We start from the raw sequence: 21,874 nt of genomic DNA, 5'->3' as shown, positions 1-21,874 counted from the left end.
GTTTTGCTTTAACAGCAGGTGATAACCGTGCTACGATTTTCCACAAGCATAGAGTTAACTCGACGTCTAGATAACAGGAAAGGGAGCGCGATTATGAAGACCTATTCAATTGGAGAAGTGGCAAAAGAGTTGAACCTCTCGATCTATACCCTGAGATACTACGACAAGGAAGGCCTCATGCCTTTTGTCGAACGAACAGAAAGTGGCACCCGACGTTTTAAAGAATCGGATATCTCCGCATTACACATCATCGAGTGCCTGAAATCCACCGGAATGCCGATCAAGGAGATCAAGCATTTCATCGATTGGTGCGCAGAAGGCGATGCCACCCTGCAACACCGATACAATATGTTCCTAGAAAGAAAAGCAACCGTCGAAGCAAAGATCAAAGAACTCCAGCAAACAATGGAAGTCATCGACCATAAATGCAGTTACTATAAGACCGCATTGGATGCAGGTACGGAAGATGTTCATAAGGGGAATAAGATTGAGCTAGTCAATCCATGAGGCTGCACTTGCTGCCATAGAATCCTGGGGAAGGGTTTTATGGTTTTTTGAAGGGGTACGATGCTTCCACTGAAGAAGCGTGGGGACGGTTCTCACGCTTCCTAAACAGTAAACCGTCTCAGCACTTTCCTTAGTCCCTTATGAAATTAGATGTTTCTTTAGTTTATTTCAATTCCCCAATAAACCAAATTTCACCTTCATAGTGGTGTCCATCCTCCTCAGTAATTACTTCTTTAAAGCCCGATATTTGCAAATCGTTTGGAACAGATAATCCCCAATCAGTTTGAATGTTTCTATGATCAGGTAGATGAAGCCACTTCTGATACTCATCATTCCTGTTAAAGAAATCTTTAAAATGGGACTCACCTTTAAATACAATCATTTGAGAACCCCATAAATCTGGTAATTCAACTGTGACCACTACTCGATATTTTTCATTGTCATTTGGCTTCAAACCAATTAGATGTTCCGTTCTATCCAATAGAGTTTGAATGCATTGTCGCTTGATTTTTCTTGGTATTTTGTTGGAACTTATAAAGTCTTGAGCAACTGGTAGGTGAAGATGCCAATAACCATTGTAAAATTCTTTTGGAAACTCCTTTGTTTCTTCTTCTATTCGCTTAATCATATTTTCAGATTTTCGTATAATCCCTCGAACTTTTTTCTCTCTCATACTATTCCCCTTCAGCCCTTGTCTTTCCTAGTTTCATTTATCCATTAGCAGTTCTTTATGTTCTTCAGCCAACTTCATCAGTTCAAATTCCCCGCTGCTTATCAGGTTGATCAGCCTCTTATATTCAGAGTTGGCCAAGTTATAATGGTGCTTGTCAATAACTCCTGATAAATAAGCATCCTCAAGTTCATCTGCATCTTTTTCAATAACTTCTCCGGTAGGTAATACAATGATATCTAAATATAAATCTTCCATATAAGGAATACCCTTTTCAATGGAGTTTTTATAACAGATATCTATATACCATTGAACGATTTCTCCCTTGTCATCAAACATCGTCGTTACCACATGATGTTTATCCATTGGAAACTGATGCATCCATATGTAACCATCATCTACAATACAAACCTTATGATCTCCATAATCAACTATTATGGGGTCCTTCACTTTCACTGCGGTTAATAAAGTGATATACCCCGTGAATGGCACAGTATCCAGAAAAGATTGAGCATACTTCCTCTCAATGATTCGCTTCCACCCGGAACGGTCTCCGTATTTTCTTTTCACGTCCCCATCTCCTCAAAAGTGATATAGAATGATGTAATATTATGGTAACACATAAGCAGTATTTTACTAGAAGGGGAGATTAAGGAGAAACATACATGGCAACTGCGATTCAGAAGATTTCAGGAAAACGATGAAAGAAATCAACAAACAAGGGTACCACCACAATGACTGCTTTCGACCTAACCGAAACAAGAGGCCCAAAAGAAGCGTCAAACGAACACCACATGGTACAATGAAACAGAAAGTGTCTTTCAAATTTAAGGAGGTAATCACATGTTCACAACCGTAAGTAGTTTCGTACAAGAATGGAAGCAAGAAGCCGCCGTAACCCAAAAGGTCCTGGATGCATTGACGGATGAGTCATTGAATCAAGAAGTGGCACCTGATCTGTACAGCATCGGAAGCGTCGCCTGGCATATCACGGGATCCGCTTATTACTTCCCGGCTCAGCTCGGTATCACATTTGACGTACCGGACCTTCGAAAAGCTGCACCAGCATCTGCCTCAGAAATCAGCGAAACGTATAGAACCGTAAGCATGCGTCTTTCAGAAGCCGTTTCGGATCAAGTTTCGGATGAAAAGATGAACGAAGTGGTGAATATGTTCGGGATGGACATGCCGGTGCAAGCCGTATTCCGCCTCCTTATTCAGCACCAGGCTCATCACCGTGGACAGTTGACGACTCTTATGAGACAGGCTGACTTGAAGGTTCCTGGCGTGTATGGACCTAGTAAGGAAGAATGGGAAGCGATGAATGCTCAGAAGAGTTAATGAGGGATGACAGCCGGCGGGTGCCGGCTGTTTTTTTATTATATGATCCTGAAGGGAAGCCACGGTATCAACGCGACAATATCCCTAAATATTCCTTCCAAGGTCCCACATCTTCCATATAACGATTGGAAAATACTCTGACCATTTGAGACAGATGAGTCATATCATGGACCACCCAGGTGGATATTAGCTCTCGGGCAGTGACCTTTCCGAATGCAGGATGCATGCCCGTCGCATCAAGGGAGTACCGGTGATTGGCCAATAACGCCTTTAACTCATTCACATTCGTTGTTCTGAGGGAAGTAAATTCCATCAGCTTCTCCTCAAGGCTTATTGAAGTACCCTCTTGTAAGTGAGAAAAGCGATCAAAAGCAGGAAACACCGTCCGTTCCCCCTCTTGAAAGATCATCTTCAACCTCGGTATCCAATTATGTTTCTCTCCTTCGATTAAGTGGTCCACTACCTGAATCGCATTCCAGGTGTCCTCTCCTTCATCACTCTCCAACCATCCTTTAGACAATCCGGTAAGGAAATAGTCAATGGTTTTTGGGGTTCTTTCCAAAATCTCAATTCCTTCGTGTAATTCAAAGTTCATCTGTTTTCCCCCTAATAATTCATACTCACATGAGCAAAGGTGACTTAGATGTCATGGTTCCTCTGAGAGAGCTTACGCTTCCAGGGTCATCAGCCGTATACAGGAAGCTGACCCCAAGACTTGAAATGCAAGTCGTCCACCCTGAACCGCCCCGGTGCTTCCCCATCTAACAACCTTTCGTTATTTACTCACAAAAAAATCAGTTTCTATATTCCTATCTTCCGAGTTCAGAATCAACATCCCAATCCCTACTAACATGAAACCAATCCCTATCCAAGGAGTGAGAGCCAGATGTTCACCGATCAGGAATACGCCTAACAATGCAGCCGTCAGGGGTTCTCCTAGTGCAAGAGTAACGGCCGTGGAAGAAGGAAGGTGAATAAGTCCCTTTGCAAACAGAAAATAAGCAAATCCCGTTGCGACGATTCCTAGATGGAGGCTGACGGCGAAACCATTCCCCTCCTTGATCCACGAAAGGTCATAGAGGAATAACAATGGTGATAAGATGACGGCACTGATGGAAAATACGACGGCCACGATCACGATGGGAGGATGTTTGCCGACTAATTTCCCACTGACAAAGGTGTAACATGCAAAGGATAACCCTGCCCCCAAAGCCATCACGATTCCATATGGATCTACATTCATGGATTCTTTATTGACGAAAATCATGATGCATCCCATCACTGATAGGACCGTAGAGTACCACCATACCTTCGAAGGACTTTTATTCAAAAAAACCCATTCAATCATACCCGATAGAATCGGCGCACTGCCAATCGCGATCACGGTTCCTATCGCCACTCCCGTCATGGTGACGGCTGAGAAAAAGAGAGGTTGATAACTGGCCATGCAAAGAGAAGCGAGGAGCGTTTCCTTGACGGGCCAATGACTAAGGTTCAACTTCCCCAGTAACAGAACGATCATGAATAAAGGAATACCACCCAGAGCTAAACGCACAGCCCCGATCACGACCGAATGCGCAGCCTCTGGAGCGAGTGCCTGAGCGGTTCCTGTGGTACCCCATAATATAGCGGCAAGTAAAACCATAAAGGCAGCCAACTTTTCTTGCATTCGATTCACCCCAATAAAAAGAACTTATCCTTATTGTAGAAGAAAACGAATCGTTTCTCTTTACCGGGTTTAAGCGGTCATTTATCCATTTTTAATCATTCTGTACGCCTGGGGAGTGGTTCCTTCCCACTTCACAAACCATCTGGTAAAGGATGATGAGTTTTCAAAGCCTATTTCCTCGCTTATAGCCGATATACTCCATGTGGTCGTCAGTAACAAATGCTTCGCTTCCTGCAACCGCAATTCCGTAATATAGATCTTAGGACTTTTACCTGTTTTCCTTTTAAACCATGAGGAATAATAAGCAGGGTGATAATGTTCGATGGCAGCTAGAGTATCCAGGCTCAAGGACTCCTTATAATGCTGATGAATATACTCAATGGAAGCAAAAGGTGCTGCTTTTAATTTATGTGTCACATATCGTGTTAAATCGGTTAGAGCAGCCGAAGAACCTCTCCCAGCCTCTTCTAACAGTAAAAATCGAATCGAAGCCCACGATTCATCCAACCGGACATACATGCTATCTGTATCTCCCGGTAAAAAATGATCAGGAATATCCAGGGTGAGGAATTCATTTCGATCAGGAGAACGAAAATCATGACTAGAAGCAGGCGGAAGATAAAAGCAATAATCTGAAGTGAGATTGAATTCCTGCATGCTTGTCTTGATGTCTAAGGAACCCTGCAGTGGAAACAAAAATTGACCAAAATCATGTTGATGAGATTGAATGTCTTTAGAATACGATCGTTTATCACAAATCACCTGATTACTCCGATTCACCTTAACCCTCCCTTTCTTCTATTCTTTAACACTTTAATGATTTCGTAATTTCTTGAGCAAATGGAAAATCTGACCCCTATGATGGGATTCATGTTCAATCAGATGATAAACAACCCACTCAGGTGTAACATTATAATGTTCAAGTACCCTTGATTTACGCCAATCGTTTAGGTCCATTGTTCGAAAGTGGGAAAGAAATACTTCACGCACCTTATTAAGGCGATGAACATGCACTTCCAGACTTTCTCCCTCAATATGGGTTAAAGAGCCATCTTCAGTGCTGACTCCGAGGGGAAACAACGATCGAATTTCAGGATCCCATTCCTCGCCAATGACTTCAACATATAACCAATCTGCTTCTACCAATGCAATGTGATATAACAGCGATCCAATCGTTTGTCTTTCATCCACTTTTGTATCGAGTATACGTTGGTTTATACCCGTTAATTCTGTGATTAGAGTACGGCGAACATCTTCTAAACACCATAACCATCGTCCGATTTCTTCTTCATATCCTGGTAATCGAGATACCGGCAATGTTCTTCTCTCCATCGAGATCCCCCCGCTCATTTCTTACTGTATTCGAATGATTCCTCTTCTACTACATCATTGATTTGCCGGTTTTCAATCTCTCTTTCTATTTTATCAAGTAACCTTTCATTCTCTACTATCTCTCTTTTATTCTTCTGAAGCAAATCTTCGAAACTCATTTTTTTCTTCAACATCCTGTTCTTCCTTTCAACAATCAATAGGTACTACTATCCTTTCTTCATGACCAGATAGGCCATCACAGCTGCTAGTACTCCGGCTGTTAATTTAGCGAAAATCATCGGCACAATAAAGCTCTTATCTATGGCTGCCACAAACCCAAGGTGACTCCCCATAACAAAGGAGCCACTAACGGCAAAAGCTGTATTAACGACTTTTCCCTTTTCATCAAGAGCCTTGAAGTTGGAAAACATGGGCACATGATGTGCCAGGGATGACAACAAACCAACGAGGGACTGATCACTTAAATCGAGCTTCCCCCCTAATTTCATGAATGGTTTTCTCAACACCACTTTTAATAAGTAAACGAAAGGGAAGGCTCCAGCCAGAATAATCGTAATGTTTCCTACGGTTTTAAAACTTTCATGGATTGGTACCATGTTCTTTATGAGCTCTAAACCCGTTAATGTTTGAAAAATCACCATCACCAGTCCGAAAATCAACACACATTCAATGAATTTAGAAAATCCTAAGAAAGCCTTCGTTGTCATTTGAGGGAATTTAGAGAGTGAGTACATAATGATCATCGACAGCAACAGTGTCGGTATAAGGTTCTTGACCATCCATACGAAATCATAGCCGGATATCAGTCCACCCACGATACAGCCTATCGGGATTGTGACTAAGCCGATAAGGATACCTTTGGCAAAAAAAGCCTGATCTTCCTTAGGAATTAAATTGATGGCAACAGGTATGGTAAATACAAGGGTCGGCCCCATCATCGTCCCTAAAAATACCCATGCAAAATTGGCTGCCTCCGGGTCATTGGCCATTTCCATCGATAGCTTATAACCGCCCATATCCAAGGCAAAGAGTGTCGAGGCAAACATAGAGGGATCCGCTCCTAAAAAGGAGTATAACGGGGTAATGATCGGTATGAACATACTGGCTAGTACAGGAGATAAAGAAATAATACCAATCATAGATAACCCAAGGGCACCCATACTTTGAAAAGCCTTCGTAAATTCATTACCCAACCCTAATTTATTTCCTATCAGTCGATCCACTCCACCAGCTACACCAAAAATGGCCATTAAATAGATAATGAATTCGTTCAAAAAAAGTCCCACCTTAATGGATGAGAGCCAGCAGCAAATCCCGGCTCTCATCGTTCATTGATTGCTAGAGAATAATCAGATCTCTTGATGATTTTGTCAGTGATTCATAGCCCTGATCCGTAACGAGCAGATCATCCTCTATACGGCACCCTCCAAACCCTGGAATATAAATTCCGGGTTCGATTGTGACAACCATTCCTTCCTGTAATACTTCTTCGCTTTCCTTTGAAAGCCTCAGTGGTTCATGGACCTCCATCCCAAGACCATGACCCGTGGAGTGGCCGAAGTTCTCCCCATAACCATGTTCCTCAATGAAGCTTCTCACCACATAATCAATATAATTGGCCCGGGTCCCTTGAGACACTTCCCTGGTCCCCCTGCGTAACGCTTCGTGTACAATATCATAGATTTCCTTAAAGCGATTCGTTGGTTGTCCGACAGACACCGTTCTCGTAATATCTGAACAATATCCTTCATACAGCGCACCAAAATCCAGCGTAATCATATCACCTGATTCAATCATTTTAGAAGAGGCAACTCCGTGGGGGAAAGCGGCTCTTTCCCCCGATGCGACGATCATATTGAATGAAGAGGAGGAAGCCCCCAATTCCCTCATTGTAAACTCAAGTCGGTTCCTAACCTCGATTTCAGTCATACCGGGCTTGATAAAGGGAATGATCTTTGAGAAAGCTTCATCTGCAATGGCTGCCGCCTTCGTTAGTAAATCGATTTCAACAGGTTCTTTGATTTCCCTGATTTTTTCCATCAGCAGATTGGATTTCTTAAGCTCCACTGCCGTTGCTCCGCTCAAAGCCAAATACGTTTTAAAGCTCATATCATCTTCTTCAATCCATACAGTGCTCAACTTCATCTGTTGAATGGAATCATTCACTTCTTTGATAATATCCCCCTTATGAATGACTACCCTAAGTCCCTTCGCTTCTTTTGCTGCTTGTTCACAATAGCGAAAGTCCGTGATCAATACAGCTTCATCTCTGGTGACGAGAACAATCCCTGCACTACCTGTAAATCCCGAGACATACCTGCGATTGATGTCTTTCGTAATCAGAATTCCCTGCGCATCATGCTTTTCTAATTCCTTTTGGACCTTTTGCACTCGATTCATGATTATTCCCCCCTATTATCTGTAAGCCTTTTGGAAACATGGTTAAAACTTCATAGCCATCTTCGGTTATGACGACATCATCTTCAATTCTTACACCACCGGCCCCACTTACATAGATACCAGGTTCCACGGTCAGAACCATGCCTTCTCTTAGAGATTGACGATTGGCGGAATGAATCGATGGTTCCTCATGAACTTCCATACCGAGACCATGACCGATTCTATGAGGAAAATGATGACCGTAGCCTCCTTCTTTGATCACCTGTCTCGCTGCATCGTCTATTTTGCCCAATTGATTTCCAGGTTGGCATTCTTCCAGTGCAGCCAGGTTGGCAAGCAGAACCAGGTCATACATTTCCCGAACTTCATCCTTCAGCTCTTTGAAAACAACCGTTCTGGTTATATCTGAACAGTATCCGTTGTAGATGACACCCAAATCAAAAATGACCGTATCCCCTGGCTGTAGCGGGTGATTGCCTGTAACACCGTGGGGATTGCTGGCATTACTTCCGAAGAGAACCATTGGGCTGAAAGACATCTCACGAATTCCTGCTTTCTTTAATTCATATTCAATTTTCCCCAACACTTCTAATTCGGTTACACCTTCATACAAAGCAGAAATTCCAATCGCGATCGCTTCATCCGCATATTGAGCTGCCACTTTTAAATGTCTGATTTCTTCCTGGCTTTTGATCAGCCTCATTTCAGAAAGTGTTTGATCCAGGTTCTGAAGCGTCATTCCAGGGAATACGTTTTGCAGTTCATAGCTCCTTTTTAGCGGAAGCATTTTTTCTTCCACACCAAACTCCCTGATATCGTTGGCATGTACCCCTAAATGGGTTTTCAATTTACTCCAGACATCTTCTGTGTCTTGATAGCTAAGATAATCATATTTCCAACCCGTTTCTAAAAGCATGTTCACTTCCATTTCGGGTAATACGAATAAAGGACCTTGCTCCACAAAAAGGAAGATCCCCACAAACCGTTCGTGTGGATCATAATCAAACCCAGATAAATAATGGATGTTATACCTGGAAGTAATTAAGCCCCCGGTCCACTGGTTGTCTCTTAAAAAATCTTCTACTGCACTGATTCTTGAATTCATCAAATTCCTCCCTTCATCTATTCGGCATGCAATTTTCATGCCATAGTGAAGGGAAGCGACTGAATTCTTTCGATCAATTCCCATCATAAGTTGTTATCGTGCTAAACAGCCACATTGGCAACACTCAGTCCAAAGTAACAACTTTTACAAAAAGAGCTTTCCGAAGAGAGTCTTTCTAAAATCACCTGTCCAAACTGTTAAGTTTTTTATACATATCACGTTAGATTGTAAAACTATTTATACACACAGTTAAAAAAAGGCTTTAAAAAACGCACCAAATTAAAAACCCAAGAATGCTATGAAATCAGCATTCTTGGGTTTTACTTTTTAAAGGTTTCGACCTTTAACGGAAACCGTCAATATTCAGTTTTTTCATCTTATTGTATAGTGTAGCACGGGTAATACCTAATCTCTTTGCTGCTTCTGTTTTATTCCCGTTCTCACTTTCCAGCGTTTCCAGGATCTTTTGCTTTTCATACTGATTCATTTCTTTCTCTAATTCCCTTGATGAAGGGAGAAATGTGGTTTCGGCCGAGCCGGCTATCTTTTCAGGAAGCAGGTTAGGCATGATATATCCGCCCTCTGATAAAAGGACCATCCTATCGACGAGATTTTTGAGCTCCCTTATATTCCCCTTCCAGTCGTATTCAAGAAGAAGTTGCGTAATTTGGGGAGCTATATAGTGGACGTCACAGTCATACTTCAAAGATGATTCGTAAATAAATAGATGAAAAAGCTCTAAAATATCTTGTTTCCTCTTCCTCAAAGGTGGAATCTCGATACTTAAAGTATTCAATCGATAATATAGATCCTCCCGAAAATCACCGTTTTCCACCATAGCGTCCAAGTTCTTATTTGTAGCCGCTATTACTCTGCACCGGACAGATTTTAACGTTAAACCCCCTACAGAATAATACGACTTATTCTCAAGCACCCTCAACAACTTAACCTGTAGATCCAGGGGTAAATCTCCTACTTCGTCCAGCAATAACGTTCCTTCACCGGCCAGTTCCACTTTCCCTATCTTTCCATTAGGGTCTCCCCCGGAAAATGATCCTTTCTCATATCCAAACAATTCACTTTCAAATAATGCCGGGGACAATGCGCCACAATTCAAAGCGATAAACGGTTTTCCACCTTGACATTCATCGTGGATGGACTTGGCAAATACTTCTTTTCCCACCCCGGTTTCTCCCAGCAACAATACATTTTCTTTTGTTTTCGCCATCTTTTTCGCTAAAGAGATGGCCTTCTTTATTTCAGAGCTGGATCCTTTGATCCTTTGAAAGGGATCCCTGATGTCGTTAAGTTTGGATACCTCATGCTGCAATTGTTGAATTTTAGATGAAGCATTCAATAATTCCCTGTTCATCATGACATGACTTGTGACATCTGTTTCGGCCGCCACCGCTCCAATGATCTCACCATTGGACACGACCGGATTGGTGCTGATCAATACAAAAAGGTCTTCCCTCGGTTTATGAAGATGATGCCTGTATGTTTTCCCTGTCAGCATGGATTCTTCATTTAATAACATTTCTTTCGGGAAGAAATGTTTCATATCTTTTCCCAATATATCTTCTTTCTGTATCGAAAAGATATTTTCCGCACCCTTGGTCCAGACAATCGTTTTACCTTCTCTGTCAACAACAGATACAGAATTGTCAATGGTATCGATGATGGTATGGAAATAGGCTTCCAAATTCTGAAATCGATCCTTCATTTCCCTGGCCAGATCCTTCAAGGTAACGTATCCGATGATCTTCCTGTTAGTGTCGATCACAATGATTAGTTCGTAAGGGAAATCCTCATTTAATACACCTACATCTTCCAAAGCTTCTATGGAGCACTTGAATCCTTTTTTCCAATAAAGCTCCATCTCTTTCTGCTGTGTATAAAAAAGGTATTCCTCTGTCTTCAAGTATCGTGTTTCATTTTCCCTAGTTGAATGAAAGACGATGGTTCTGTCTTCCCAATGGGGATCACCTTCGAAACAAAAGTCGGTCCGGATTAGCTTGTGTACATTCAGTAATTCCATAGAGATTCTCCTGTCGATACAACCGTTTCATTATTGGGTATTGGTGTGTTGCAGATTATATGAATGCTATTTCTATCATGTTTATGGCGAATTTTTTAAAGATAAGGTACTCGCTCTGATCCATGAGTATGGATTCCTGATTAGCTTATCCTCATTATCAGGCTTTGTAAATAGATGGTTTACTAACCGGAACATGTTTATGACCCACTTGTGTTGAAGTTTGCTTGTGTCCAGTATATTTTATGGGCAACATGAATACAAAAGCAAAACTGTCCTATATAGGGAGGTGGAAACCCTATGTAGGACAGTCAGTCGAAGAAAATATGTGTTAAGCTGCATGCCGACGGCGCGTGTCAATCTTTTCTGGTGGAACCCAGAACCTCCAAATAATGCTGATTGTACATAATGCCCAGGATGTTCCCAAACGGATCCACCACGGAAGCCGTAATGAATCCCTCACCACGTTCTGTAGGTGGCTCGTACTCTTTCGCTCCCATGGACAACAGCTTCTCGAAGGTTGCTGTCACATCATCGACATGCCAATATACGACAGCACCACCGGCCGGCCCTGTCATACCACCGGGAGCGTAGCGGCTATCGATCAGGCCGAGCTCATGCTGGTAGTCGCAGATGCGAAACTCGGCATATCCTGAGCGTTCGAAGTATGGGGTGATGCCCAACAGCTCAGCGTACCACTTCTTTGCCGCCTCTAAATCAGCCGCCCAAAAACTGACGGTAGTGAGTCCTCGTAACGTCTTTGTAAAGCTCATAATCCATTTCCTCCTCAATCTTCCTTAAGTAACTATCCTCAACTATTCAGGGACATCGGGCCACAATAGTTATAATATATGTCTGATGCTGACAACAGTATGTCAGTGGATTACAGCCAAATGGTACGGTTCAGTGTTCTTTCCAACAGCTTAAATTTGTTCAAAAAAAGCAATGAGGTTATGGTCGGGATCCATTACTCCAAAGTCACGTTCACCCCACCATTGATCAGTTATTCGTGCATTAGGATGTAAAATATCCAAAGGCAGTATACGTCTGTATAGTTCATCTATCCCCTCGACTTCAATCCGGCAACTGGCGGTTCCGGCAATAAAGGATTCGGCACCTGAACAGACTGGTAAAGAATGATCACGCGTACGCCAACCTTCATCACTTGCTTCCCAAAGATGAATTCGAACCTCATGACACGTAAGGACAGCAAACCCGTCTTCATGATGGACTAGAGTAAAGCCAAGCTTATCGCAATAAAAATCCATGCTTTGTTTCATATTCCTCACTGGCAACGCAGGAATGGATTTCACCATTTTCATGTAGGATATTCTCCTTTCAGATACGAACGTTAATTCATACTAGTTCATAATTCGATTTGAAAGTTGAAATCCCTTTATTTAATCTTGAATATGACCTATAAAGTACACAACACTAAAGAATGACCTTTTGACAATATGATGTATGCAAAAAGAAAATCCAGGAGTTCCCCTTTCATTTTCAAAGAGAAAAACCTGGATTATCAGGGTTGAAGTCCCTCATGAAGGAACCCAATTCCCTTTTCAAAACAACGCCGTAATCGACTGGTAATTCACCTTATCCTGCTGGAGCTTCTTCAAACTACTTTCAAGATGACCGAGAAGTAACGCACCCAGCTTTTCCTCATCTCCAGTTTCAATATGCTTGATCATTTTTTCATGTTCCAGGAGATCCCGTTCTTCATTGTCTTCTGTAAAGACATCATACAGCACCATATAGATGGTAATCCTGTTCAAGATTTCCTCCATGAATTCAACGAGATATCGGTTTCCGCTTGCCTTCGCGAGGACAAGGTGAAACGCATTGTTTTTCTCCTGGTATAATACGATTTTCCGTTCATTGTAGGCATCTTTCATTTCATGAAGAAGCTGTTTCAGTTGATTGATTTCTTCGGTTCCAAGATGGGAAAATCCTTTTTGGATCGCCATCTCCTCAAGGTTTTTTCTCATTTCGAATGCCTGGACCATTTCTTCAATCGTTGGCTGAACGATGAATGCCCCCTTATTGGGGATCACGTTGACCAGACCCTCAGATTCTAATTTAGTGATGGCGCTTCGGATCGGTGTCCTGCTTGCCTTGACCTTCTCTGCAATAGCACTTTCGAATAACTGGTTACCAGGCGCCATTTGTCTGTTCAGGATGGCATTTTTGATTAAGTGATACACCTTTTGTTCGACTGTTTCTTTTCGCATTTCTGTTAACCCGCCTATACGTTCTTTTTTCCTATTTTACCATAGAGTTGAACGGTTCTCGAAGTATATTGTAGAACAATCTTGTTCGAAAGTTAACCCTGTGCTATAGTATCCTAGTATTCAACTAGAACGGAGTGATGAAATGAATACGACTGTGAAAGAAATTACGTTAATTATTATAGGATCCCTGTTCTTCGCCCTTGGCGTCAACTTATTCGCGATTCCGAATGAACTTGGGGAAGGCGGCGTGACCGGTATTTCCATGACCCTCTATTATGTCTTGGGGTGGTCACCGGGTATCACCAACTTCGTCATGAACGGGGTCCTCTTAGCGATCGGTTATAAAGTATTAAATAAACGCGTGACATGGTACACCATGCTTGCGATTTTCTTTACCTCCCTCTTCATTCATTTCACTGAAGGGATGGGCAATTCCGTCGACATCATGCTCGGGACGGTCTTCGCCGGTGTATTCATCGGGCTCGGGCTCGGGATTGTGCTGCGTTCAGGGGGGACTACGGGAGGATCCACCATCATTGCCCGCATGCTCAACCAGCATTTCGGCTGGGCCGTCAGTACCACGATGTTCGTATTCGATATTCTTGTCGTTCTCGGTTCATCGTTTGTCATCGGGGTAGAGAATACGATGTATACCGGAATATCCATCTATATCAGTACGAAGATCCTGGATTACTTGATTGATGGTTTCGATACCAGAAAGGCCGTCACGATCATTTCCGCGCATACCGACGCCATCGCTGAAAAAGTGAGCGCCGAAATGGACCGCGGGGTGACCGTCATTAATGCAAGAGGACATTATTCGAAGGAGTCAAAGGATATTTTGTATGTCGTGATCAACAAACAAGAGCTCTTCCTTTTGAAAAAAATGATCCAGCAGATAGATGAGAAAGCATTTGTGGTGGTCCATGATGTGAGAGATGTGTTTGGGGAAGGATTTACGTTTCCGAAGACATAAGAAAGAGTGTCTGGCCCGTGGCGATTGCCCCGGGCCAGTTCACTTGGTCCAAACCATTCCTACTATGATGCCATTGTCGTGAGTACTTTTAAAGGTCTCTTGCCCTCTATTTTATATTCATATTCAACGAAGAAACTTCGACATCTACTTGATAATCGATGGTTGCTTGACTGAAAGTATTGTCCCATTCCTCTTTATGACTTTTCCAATAGTCCGGGTGTTGAATTCTAACGTAATCGTGAAATGCTAAGACGTCTACTTTCAAGTCCTGTTGAATTTTCTCTAAACTATTTTTTATTTGTTCTTTGATCTTTTCTTGTATTTGTCTTTCTAAATCCTTTATATTCTCTTTCTTTGTGGGTTCATCCGTTTCTGTAATCAGTTCAGATATGTGCCCGCTTACTTTTGTATCCACTTGAAAGGAAATTCTTCCATTCTCAAGTAGAGGTTTGACTTTGCTATTGATGGTTTCCAGCTCATATATAATCGGTTTGTTGCTGCCTTCTTCCTTGATCTTCACGATTCCTCCATCTGTTAAAGCTGTTAACCAATTTATTCCGACCAATTCTTCTTCATTTAGAAACCCGATTTGAGTGAGAGTGTCCCCTTTCATCACAGCTGCACCGGTGAGGATGACTTCATTATGTCTCTTCTCAATATTCTGCAACAAGAAACTTGATTTCGCCTCCATCGTTGCGTTGATTTTTGAAAGAGTCATGGGTTCGATTAGCTTATTCGATTTATCAATATGATCTGATACCTCTTTTATATGCACCGAAGGAATTTCAGTCGTTTCCATATCCATAATGTCCTTGGAGAGTCCATTCGTTACCATGATCAAGCAGCTCATTCTAGCCTCGGGATCACGAATGAAAAAATCCAATAATTCTCTGATATTTCTTTTTTGGGCTATTTTACTGCTTAATACAACGAGTCTTTGATGTTGCCCGTTCAGAGTGTTTTTTCGTTTTAGTAAAACTTCCCGTGCGGCCTCAAGTAATGATTCACCTGTTTCATTCACATTGACAAAAGGCTTTGCATTACCTGAATACGCGTTAGAAGATTGATTGCCGGACACATTCACAAGTTGAAAGGTCACATTCATTAAATTCTCTTCTGAATACTCATGCTCATGACTATCCCTTTGCCCCTCATCGATCCCCACGCCCAATAGAAGGTCCAATTTTTCAATATCCTTAGAACTCCAACATCCTGTCAACAGTAGAACAGTGAGGAAGAGGATGAGAAGATAGGTAATAGGCTTCAACTGAATTTCCTCCTTAAGAAAGAGAGCGCTAATAATAGGATTGGCAGCACACCAAATAAAACGATGGCAGCATTTCCAAGGTAATCTCCTAATGCGAATAATTGATGGATATCCTTCGGGGCCATCGAGATGATCAATACGATGGGAAGAAAGATGAGCAGATACACCTTTATGTCCTTATTAAATAATTGTGAAATACCAAGAGAGGCAACATAAAGCGTGATGGAGATTGTAGCGAATATTTGTAGTATCCATACGATCAAAAACAACGAGTCAAAGCGTTCAAAAAAGATACCCGGAAATTCAAACGAATTGATGAGAGAAATAGTCGGCCAGGCCAGATTACCCACCCCATCTATTGATAACGCACCTATGACTATAACCACTGTAACCAGGTAAAAAATCATCGGTAGTAACACTCCAATAAAGACAATCTTTTTCCCTTTCTTAGGTTCCGTTAAATAGGCCGATAAAATAATCATTAACTCAATCCCAATATAGGAAAGGGAAGTTGTCTTAACCCCTTTTAACACGGGGAGGATTCCATTTCCCATAACAGGGCGCAGATTATTGATTTCAAATAAACCTAAACTCATTGTGGCAATTAAGATGAAGATGATGACGGTAAGGGGAAAAATAACTTGGAACACACGGGCAATGGAATTAATTCCATCCGTATTTAAATAAAAGGCTAGCCAAAGAAACAATACAATTAATACTTGAATGGGAGTCCCTTCGAGTAGATAGGTTTCGGTTACTTCAGCCATTACCCTGACTTCAAAACTGGTGAGTGTAAGGAAATAAACAATCATTGTTACTCCAAGGATGACACTAATGATTCTCCCGACAATTTCTCTACTATACTGAAAAAAAGTTTTGTTAGGATATCTGTTGTTAAGGATTAAAATGATCATCCCTGCTATGATGGGAAAAATACTGCTGATGATAATGGTTATCCAGATGTCAGGCGTCCCTACTTCAGCAGCAGCTGTCCTTGGAAGCGTTAATATACCGACTCCAAGAACATAGTTAATGATGAGGATGATCGCTTGAGTAGGACTAATGCGTTCCTGTTGATTCATGTTCATTCATGACAAGTCCTTTCAATAAGTGAAGTCCATGACTAACCTTTTCTCATTTTGTCCCCAGGCTTAAGAATGTCGGGTCTCTTTTTCATGAATTGGATCGGCAGCCTGATTAAAAAGTCTTTCCAATCACTAACTTGGTACGGTACTGCAGGACCGAGGAAAGGAACCCCAAAGCTTCTCAAACGGACAAGGTGAATACAGAAAAAAAGGAAAAAGACGATGACACCATAGAGTCCCAGAGTAGCAGCTAAAAACATGGCTATAAATCTTATGATACGTAATGAAATACTTAACGTATATTGTGGGAGTGAAAAGGATGAGATGGCCGTAATAGCCACAACAATGACTGTAACCGGACTAACGATACCTGCTTGCACCGCAGCTTCTCCAATTACAAGACCCCCGACGATTCCAATGGTTTGGCCGATAGGTTTTGGTAAACGCAACCCTGCCTCCCTTAAGATTTCAATCGAAACTTCCATTAACAGAACCTCAATGAGAACAGGAAAGGGGACTCCTTCACGAGAGCCGATAATGGAAATGGCCAAATTCGTTGGAATTAATCCCTGATGGAAAGAGACAAAGGAAATATATAATGCGGGAGTGAAGACCGATATGAAAGCAGCCGTATATCGTAAAAATCGAATCAATGAGCCGGGAATCCATCGATCATAATAGTCTTCTGGTGATTGCAGATACATATTGATGGTTACTGGAGCAATCAAGGCAAAAGGGGTACCGTCCAGCAATATGCCTACTCTCCCCTCTGACAATGCTGCAATCACCCGATCAGGTCGTTCCGTGCTTTGAATTTGCGGGAAAAGGGAGAACGTGTTCTCTTCAATAAATTCCTCAATATATCCAGATTCCGGTACATTATCGATGTGAATCGATTCAATCTTTTCCTTAACGTTCTGTATGATGGTTTCATTGGCAATGCCTTCTATATAGGCGATGACCAGTTCCTTTTTAAATCGTTCCCCAACTTGGAAGCTAATGAACCTTAGATCCTTATTGACACCAGCTTTTCTTAGAATGGCTTGATTATCATTAATATTTTCATTAAAACCGGTTCTAGGACCTCTCACCACTTGCTCGGTTACCGGTTCTTCAATACTCCGATCTTTTGATTCACTTGTTTTTAAAAGGCTCTTTTCGTAAAGATTGTTGTTTTTAAATAACAAAGGAATTTTATGATACTATAGATTTAAAAGATCTTTTGGAGGTGATAGCAATTGAAATATGATGTAATTATCATCGGAGGCGGGCAGGCAGGACTTTCAATGGGGTACTATTTACAGAAAAGTAATCTGACCTTCTTGATCCTGGATGAGCTGTCAGAAATAGGTGAGGTGTGGAAAAATAGATATGATTCATTACGATTGTTTACACCTAGTTATTTTAGTTCACTTCCAGGTTTTCGCCTTGATTCAGATTTATATCCAACCAAAGACGATATTGCCAATTACTTAAAACTATATGTAAAGCGATTCTCACTCCCATTACGGATGAATACTAAGGTCAATAGATTATTTTTTGTTAATGATGAATTCGTTATGGAAACCAATCACTGTTTAATAAAGGCTAATAACGTTGTAGTGGCAACCGGACCTTTTCAAAAACCTAACATACCTGATTTTTCAACACTTTTGTCTAATGAGGTTTTTCAAATTCATTCATCAGATTACCAAAATCCAAGCCAATTAAAACAAGGACCAGCTCTAGTTGTAGGTGGAGGTAATTCGGGTGCTCAAATTGCAGCCGAGTTATCAGATGGTAGGAAAGTGTTTCTATCAGTTGGGCATAAGATGTCATTTTTGCCGCAAGATGTTGGAGATAAAAGCATCTTTTGGTATCTCAATAAATTAGGAGTGTATAAAGCTCCTCATTACTCTTGGTTCGGAAAAATTTTAAAAAAGAAGCCTGACCCTATTTTTGGATACGAATTAAAAAGGTTAATTAAGAATAAAACTATTATGTTAAAGCCAAGAACAATCTCTTCAGAAGATAGTTTTGTACTATTTCAAGATAAAACACGAATAAAAGTAGATAATGTAATTTGGGCAACCGGCTATAAACCAGACTACAGCTGGATAGAGTTGGATGAAATATTCAGTGAGAAAGGTTATCCGATCCATAATAGAGGTGTAACTTCCCAAAAAGGGTTATACTTTTTAGGTTTACCCTGGCAACATAATAGAAGTTCTGCTTTGATTCAAGGAGTAGGAGAAGATGCCGGTTATATATTTAACCAACTAAAATAAGCAACCTAATACTGATTATTCGTACAGCTGTTTCATAAAGAAATGGCTATTTTTCATACCTCACGTAGAAAATTGACGGTAATGCTATTTGAATTTTGACAAGCACTAAGAAGCATTTGGTTTATCTGCTCCTTTTCAGCCAACTTCTTACCTTGCTGAAGGAAGCTGAACCAATAAAGATAATTATCCAAATATTTCGTAGCCACTCCTTGGAACCTATCCATCCAGCCTTTTAAACGTTTATGATAGTTGTTGACGTTTTGCAGATGATAGATGCCTTTTTTGACATAACCCTCTTTGCTTAGGTTTATTGGCTCGTGTTTAAGTGCCTTGATCTGGGCAAATTTCTTGTAGTTAGTGGCTGTATCCGTGCACAACAAAGAAGACGGATCAATATAGCTTCCGATAACTGCGTCAATTTCTTCTGCTTTTACACGACCAGTTCCAGCCTTTTGAGCAATAACTTGCCCATTTCGATCCTGAGCTACCACAACAGCAATTTTTAGATTGCTAATTCCTCTCAATTTATCTCTTCCGCCTCGTTTCTTTGGTTCCCTGTCCAATTTTCTTCGTCCTTTTAAAGACTCTTTAAAAAAGGTTTCGTCACTTTCGATAATCCCTTTCAACATTTGATATCCCATTGAACGCAGAGCAAAAAGAATTTTATGTCTCCAGTAAAATGCAGTAGATATGTGGATTTTTAAGCGTTTCGCAATTTTGGGCAAAGTGTATCCTTCGACCATCATTTGAAAGTATTTAGCCCACTTACCAAGATAACGTGTCCCTGAAATCGGTGTATTGGAAAGGTCGTTGAAGGACTTACCACAGTCGCGACAGAGATACCTTTGTCTATCCCTGTACTTCCCATTTCTCTTCACCTTCACACTTCCACAATGAACGCAGCCTAATCCCTCTTTAAAACGGCTTTCTCTAATTGATGTATAAGCATTTTTCAGATCACCATCTTCATTTTCGATGAAGTCTTCTTTTAAAAGGTTAAATAGTTGAATCTGCTCTTCTTTAGTTAAGTCCGAAAAAGTCGCATAGATGTCTTTTATCATTGAGAAAACCGCCTCCTGAAAAGGTATTTTATCACACCTCTGTTAAGGATGGTCAAAGTAGCAACAATCTATGCGAAAAGAGCCTTTTAAAATGATTGCTTTAGTAGATTTCTCATGAAGCAATGCTGTTTCCCCTCTTAAAATATAGGAGATTATTGTATGTATGTCCGTTTCCTCATGACATTCACTCACAGGAAGGATTTCTTTAAGTGAATAAGGGATCCTCTCGTCATCTATCGTGTTGAACATAAGAGGGTCCAAAATATTATTATTAATAATGGCTGTGTCCACTAACCCTCTCGTGAAAATAATCGAAGCTCTAGAATCATTTATGAAAAATTCCCGTGTTATGATATCATTGTTTTCTCCCAGCACTTCATTGATCACCGATACATTCTCAGATAGATCGCATGTCATCTCAAGGGTTGATTCCTTCTGTTTTGATGTGCCGGGTTGATTCATTGCACCAGTAAGTAAGGTCTTTATTTTCATGATGATAATGGGTACGATCAACGTTATTATTGCGTAGATGTATATGTTGAAATCGGGAAGGAATCCTAGGACCTTATGAAGAAAATCCACTAAACAAACCTCCTAAATAAGCTTGCTCTCATCTAGTTTCTCTTTAAATTAAGGTTTTATTCCCAGGGTATACCATTTGATATCAGTGTTTTCAACTGATTCCACGTCCTATTGCGGTTAAATCGAAAAAAAAGAGCCCCCGAATACCTTCGGAGACTCATCAAAAAGATGGCAACTTGAAACATCACTTTTTTAGATTGGCCTTCATCAATGCTGAAATCTCTTGCTCATCTGTACGTGGAATCTGTTCAAGTTGATTGATCACCAGTTCTTGACGCTTTATTGAATGATTTTGACTTAACTTCGCTTTTCCTTCTATCTTACTGATCTTTATTTTGAAACCTTGCACCCCCTTGCTCATTCCAGCGAGATACTCAGCACCTGCATCCTGTAAACTGTATGTACTGTCAGGAGCTTCATAGTTCAATACCATATCATGGAATGATTCCATCAACTCATTTTCGTCCTCAAGAAGCTTGACTTCTCCATACACATGTACGGTCACATAATTCCATGTCGGTACTGCTTTATTCGTCTCATACCAGGATGGGGAGATATAACAATGTGGACCATGGAAAACAGCCAGGACTGTTTGATTTTCAATATCTTTCCACTGGGGATTGGGACGGGCGAAGTGTCCGTATAAGTACTTCTCGTTAACTATTAACGGTAAATGAGTGGCACACGGCATTCCATCGTGTTGTGAAAAAAGAGTCGCAAAGCTATGTTCTTTCATCATTTCGTAAGCGACCGATTCATCTGTGATCTTAAAATCGTTTGGAATATACATAATGATCCTCCTTTCAGCTATCCATTTGCCCGTTTCTCTACTGCTGCAACCGCTTCGATCTCCACCAATTGATGTGTGTATCCCAATACAGTCACTCCTGATAACGTACTCGGGACGTCATGATCGCCAAACTCTTTTCTTATCGCGTTCCAAGCCGTCACTAAATCAGATTGATTATGAGAAGCCACAAGGACCCGGGTATATACGACGTCCTTCAAGGAGGCACCACTCTCTTTCAGTACTTCCATCATATTCTCCACGCACAGTTTGGCTTGAAGTTCGTAATCATTTACATGAGGAACTTCCCCTTTTTTGTTAAGAGGACAAGCTCCGGCTAAGAAAAGAAGATCCATGTCCGCAGGTAGTCTTGCAGCGTATGCATAATCAACATTAGCTAAATGGGCTGATCGAATCAATGATATTTTTTTCATATTGTTCCCTCCATTTGTATCTGACGACTGGCTGTTTAACCCTCCCCTTCTTCCCGGTGCCTATGAGAAGGAGTAAAATCCAGCTAATCTCTTAAGTTAAGTTCGACGTGGAGAAATGAATACCT

The 21,874-nt window shown here is 41.2% G+C and carries 24 protein-coding genes and 1 pseudogene; 4 read left to right on the top strand and 21 right to left on the bottom strand.

Going from position 1 to position 21,874, the window contains the following annotated elements; all coding sequences use genetic code 11:
• Positions 1–93 precede the first annotated feature (93 nt).
• Positions 94–507: a MerR family transcriptional regulator gene (locus tag ACQKFO_RS09170; RefSeq protein ID WP_282137411.1), complete on the top strand. Its 414-nt coding sequence runs from the start codon at positions 94–96 to the stop codon at positions 505–507.
• A gap of 163 nt (positions 508–670) precedes the next feature.
• Here ACQKFO_RS09170 and ACQKFO_RS09165 read toward each other — a convergent pair whose 3' ends face one another.
• Positions 671–1,180 (bottom strand): DUF3916 domain-containing protein, encoded by a 510-nt coding sequence (locus ACQKFO_RS09165; protein WP_427598169.1) that lies wholly within the window; start codon positions 1,178–1,180, stop codon positions 671–673.
• Between the two features lie 33 nt (positions 1,181–1,213).
• Positions 1,214–1,747 carry a DUF402 domain-containing protein gene (locus ACQKFO_RS09160; RefSeq protein WP_427598167.1) on the bottom strand — a complete coding sequence of 178 codons (534 nt, stop codon included), beginning with the start codon at positions 1,745–1,747 and terminating at the stop codon, positions 1,214–1,216.
• A gap of 273 nt (positions 1,748–2,020) precedes the next feature.
• Between ACQKFO_RS09160 and ACQKFO_RS09155 the strand changes: the two genes are divergently transcribed.
• On the top strand, positions 2,021–2,518 hold the full coding sequence (locus ACQKFO_RS09155; RefSeq protein WP_282137414.1) for a DinB family protein: 498 nt from the start codon (positions 2,021–2,023) through the stop codon (positions 2,516–2,518).
• 67 nt (positions 2,519–2,585) lie between these two features.
• On the opposite strand, the gene ACQKFO_RS09150 is transcribed toward ACQKFO_RS09155, so the two are convergent.
• From ACQKFO_RS09150 to ACQKFO_RS09095, 12 genes are all read right to left on the bottom strand, one after another.
• Positions 2,586–3,113, bottom strand: a complete 528-nt coding sequence (locus tag ACQKFO_RS09150) for a DinB family protein (protein ID WP_427598164.1) — start codon at positions 3,111–3,113, stop codon at positions 2,586–2,588.
• A gap of 180 nt (positions 3,114–3,293) precedes the next feature.
• Positions 3,294–4,187, bottom strand: coding sequence for an EamA family transporter (locus tag ACQKFO_RS09145; protein WP_427598162.1), 894 nt, complete (start codon positions 4,185–4,187; stop codon positions 3,294–3,296).
• 81 nt (positions 4,188–4,268) lie between these two features.
• Positions 4,269–4,967 carry an AraC family transcriptional regulator gene (locus ACQKFO_RS09140; protein ID WP_427598160.1) on the bottom strand — a complete coding sequence of 233 codons (699 nt, stop codon included), beginning with the start codon at positions 4,965–4,967 and terminating at the stop codon, positions 4,269–4,271.
• 33 nt (positions 4,968–5,000) lie between these two features.
• Entirely contained in the window at positions 5,001–5,519 is a 519-nt protein-coding gene (locus ACQKFO_RS09135) for a DinB family protein (protein WP_427598158.1), read from the bottom strand.
• Between the two features lie 14 nt (positions 5,520–5,533).
• Positions 5,534–5,692: an FbpB family small basic protein gene (locus tag ACQKFO_RS09130; protein ID WP_282137419.1), complete on the bottom strand. Its 159-nt coding sequence runs from the start codon at positions 5,690–5,692 to the stop codon at positions 5,534–5,536.
• Between the two features lie 33 nt (positions 5,693–5,725).
• Positions 5,726–6,793, bottom strand: coding sequence for an ethanolamine utilization protein EutH (gene eutH, locus ACQKFO_RS09125; RefSeq protein WP_427598156.1), 1,068 nt, complete (start codon positions 6,791–6,793; stop codon positions 5,726–5,728).
• A gap of 64 nt (positions 6,794–6,857) precedes the next feature.
• Positions 6,858–7,922 (bottom strand): M24 family metallopeptidase, encoded by a 1,065-nt coding sequence (locus ACQKFO_RS09120; RefSeq protein ID WP_427598882.1) that lies wholly within the window; start codon positions 7,920–7,922, stop codon positions 6,858–6,860.
• Entirely contained in the window at positions 7,876–9,024 is a 1,149-nt protein-coding gene (locus tag ACQKFO_RS09115) for a M24 family metallopeptidase (RefSeq protein ID WP_427598154.1), read from the bottom strand. Before ACQKFO_RS09115 ends, ACQKFO_RS09120 begins: the two co-directional genes overlap by 47 nt.
• Before the next feature lie 343 nt (positions 9,025–9,367).
• Complete coding sequence (locus ACQKFO_RS09110; protein WP_427598152.1) at positions 9,368–11,062, bottom strand: sigma-54 interaction domain-containing protein; 1,695 nt, start codon at positions 11,060–11,062, stop codon at positions 9,368–9,370.
• A gap of 353 nt (positions 11,063–11,415) precedes the next feature.
• Complete coding sequence (locus ACQKFO_RS09105; RefSeq protein WP_427598150.1) at positions 11,416–11,832, bottom strand: VOC family protein; 417 nt, start codon at positions 11,830–11,832, stop codon at positions 11,416–11,418.
• Between the two features lie 150 nt (positions 11,833–11,982).
• On the bottom strand, positions 11,983–12,381 hold the full coding sequence (locus ACQKFO_RS09100; RefSeq protein WP_282137424.1) for a bleomycin resistance protein: 399 nt from the start codon (positions 12,379–12,381) through the stop codon (positions 11,983–11,985).
• Positions 12,382–12,621: 240 nt separating this feature from the next.
• Entirely contained in the window at positions 12,622–13,290 is a 669-nt protein-coding gene (locus tag ACQKFO_RS09095) for a GntR family transcriptional regulator (RefSeq protein WP_427598147.1), read from the bottom strand.
• Positions 13,291–13,432: 142 nt separating this feature from the next.
• On the opposite strand from ACQKFO_RS09095, the gene ACQKFO_RS09090 reads away from it, so the two are divergent.
• On the top strand, positions 13,433–14,266 hold the full coding sequence (locus ACQKFO_RS09090) for a YitT family protein (protein WP_427598145.1): 834 nt from the start codon (positions 13,433–13,435) through the stop codon (positions 14,264–14,266).
• 106 nt (positions 14,267–14,372) lie between these two features.
• On the opposite strand, the gene ACQKFO_RS09085 is transcribed toward ACQKFO_RS09090, so the two are convergent.
• From ACQKFO_RS09085 to ACQKFO_RS09075, 3 genes and pseudogenes are all read right to left on the bottom strand, one after another.
• Positions 14,373–15,533: a Ger(x)C family spore germination protein gene (locus tag ACQKFO_RS09085; protein WP_427598143.1), complete on the bottom strand. Its 1,161-nt coding sequence runs from the start codon at positions 15,531–15,533 to the stop codon at positions 14,373–14,375.
• Entirely contained in the window at positions 15,530–16,621 is a 1,092-nt protein-coding gene (locus ACQKFO_RS09080) for a GerAB/ArcD/ProY family transporter (RefSeq protein WP_427598141.1), read from the bottom strand. Before ACQKFO_RS09080 ends, ACQKFO_RS09085 begins: the two co-directional genes overlap by 4 nt.
• 35 nt (positions 16,622–16,656) lie before the next feature.
• Positions 16,657–17,769, bottom strand: a pseudogene (locus ACQKFO_RS09075) (spore germination protein); the annotation flags it as partial.
• A gap of 87 nt (positions 17,770–17,856) precedes the next feature.
• Between ACQKFO_RS09075 and ACQKFO_RS09070 the strand changes: the two are divergent.
• Positions 17,857–18,885 (top strand): flavin-containing monooxygenase, encoded by a 1,029-nt coding sequence (locus ACQKFO_RS09070; RefSeq protein ID WP_427598139.1) that lies wholly within the window; start codon positions 17,857–17,859, stop codon positions 18,883–18,885.
• 53 nt (positions 18,886–18,938) lie between these two features.
• On the opposite strand, the gene ACQKFO_RS09065 is transcribed toward ACQKFO_RS09070, so the two are convergent.
• The 4 genes from ACQKFO_RS09065 to ACQKFO_RS09050 form a co-directional block, all read right to left on the bottom strand.
• Positions 18,939–19,946, bottom strand: coding sequence for an IS1595 family transposase (locus ACQKFO_RS09065; RefSeq protein ID WP_427598137.1), 1,008 nt, complete (start codon positions 19,944–19,946; stop codon positions 18,939–18,941).
• A 42-nt stretch (positions 19,947–19,988) separates the two neighbouring features.
• A complete protein-coding gene (locus tag ACQKFO_RS09060; protein ID WP_427598135.1) occupies positions 19,989–20,528 on the bottom strand; it encodes a spore germination protein in 540 nt (179 codons plus the stop codon).
• A gap of 184 nt (positions 20,529–20,712) precedes the next feature.
• On the bottom strand, positions 20,713–21,318 hold the full coding sequence (locus tag ACQKFO_RS09055) for an FMN-binding negative transcriptional regulator (RefSeq protein WP_427598133.1): 606 nt from the start codon (positions 21,316–21,318) through the stop codon (positions 20,713–20,715).
• A 17-nt stretch (positions 21,319–21,335) separates the two neighbouring features.
• Entirely contained in the window at positions 21,336–21,749 is a 414-nt protein-coding gene (locus ACQKFO_RS09050; protein ID WP_427598131.1) for a RidA family protein, read from the bottom strand.
• Positions 21,750–21,874: the final 125 nt, after the last annotated feature.

The organism is Rossellomorea sp. NPDC071047 (genome assembly GCF_050270195.1).
GTDB lineage: Bacteria > Bacillota > Bacilli > Bacillales > Bacillaceae_B > Rossellomorea.
Note: the sequence above shows the minus strand (reverse complement) of the source record. Positions and strands in the feature narration are given on the sequence as shown.

Excerpts from the sequence above, each read along its gene's own strand:
- ACQKFO_RS09165 (WP_427598169.1), bottom strand. The coding sequence starts at position 1,180 with ATGAGAGAGAAAAAAGTTCGAGGGATTATACGAAAATCTGAAAATATG.
- ACQKFO_RS09065 (WP_427598137.1), bottom strand. The coding sequence starts at position 19,946 with ATGATAAAAGACATCTATGCGACTTTTTCGGACTTAACTAAAGAAGAG.
- ACQKFO_RS09150 (WP_427598164.1), bottom strand. The coding sequence starts at position 3,113 with ATGAACTTTGAATTACACGAAGGAATTGAGATTTTGGAAAGAACCCCA.
- ACQKFO_RS09155 (WP_282137414.1), top strand. The coding sequence starts at position 2,021 with ATGTTCACAACCGTAAGTAGTTTCGTACAAGAATGGAAGCAAGAAGCC.
- ACQKFO_RS09105 (WP_427598150.1), bottom strand. The coding sequence starts at position 11,832 with ATGAGCTTTACAAAGACGTTACGAGGACTCACTACCGTCAGTTTTTGG.
- ACQKFO_RS09115 (WP_427598154.1), bottom strand. The coding sequence starts at position 9,024 with ATGAATTCAAGAATCAGTGCAGTAGAAGATTTTTTAAGAGACAACCAG.
- ACQKFO_RS09090 (WP_427598145.1), top strand. The coding sequence starts at position 13,433 with ATGAATACGACTGTGAAAGAAATTACGTTAATTATTATAGGATCCCTG.
- ACQKFO_RS09145 (WP_427598162.1), bottom strand. The coding sequence starts at position 4,187 with ATGCAAGAAAAGTTGGCTGCCTTTATGGTTTTACTTGCCGCTATATTA.
- ACQKFO_RS09095 (WP_427598147.1), bottom strand. The coding sequence starts at position 13,290 with ATGCGAAAAGAAACAGTCGAACAAAAGGTGTATCACTTAATCAAAAAT.
- ACQKFO_RS09050 (WP_427598131.1), bottom strand. The coding sequence starts at position 21,749 with ATGAAAAAAATATCATTGATTCGATCAGCCCATTTAGCTAATGTTGAT.
- ACQKFO_RS09130 (WP_282137419.1), bottom strand. The coding sequence starts at position 5,692 with ATGTTGAAGAAAAAAATGAGTTTCGAAGATTTGCTTCAGAAGAATAAA.
- ACQKFO_RS09135 (WP_427598158.1), bottom strand. The coding sequence starts at position 5,519 with ATGGAGAGAAGAACATTGCCGGTATCTCGATTACCAGGATATGAAGAA.
- ACQKFO_RS09100 (WP_282137424.1), bottom strand. The coding sequence starts at position 12,381 with ATGAAAATGGTGAAATCCATTCCTGCGTTGCCAGTGAGGAATATGAAA.
- ACQKFO_RS09170 (WP_282137411.1), top strand. The coding sequence starts at position 94 with ATGAAGACCTATTCAATTGGAGAAGTGGCAAAAGAGTTGAACCTCTCG.
- ACQKFO_RS09080 (WP_427598141.1), bottom strand. The coding sequence starts at position 16,621 with ATGAACATGAATCAACAGGAACGCATTAGTCCTACTCAAGCGATCATC.
- ACQKFO_RS09110 (WP_427598152.1), bottom strand. The coding sequence starts at position 11,062 with ATGGAATTACTGAATGTACACAAGCTAATCCGGACCGACTTTTGTTTC.
- ACQKFO_RS09055 (WP_427598133.1), bottom strand. The coding sequence starts at position 21,318 with ATGTATATTCCAAACGATTTTAAGATCACAGATGAATCGGTCGCTTAC.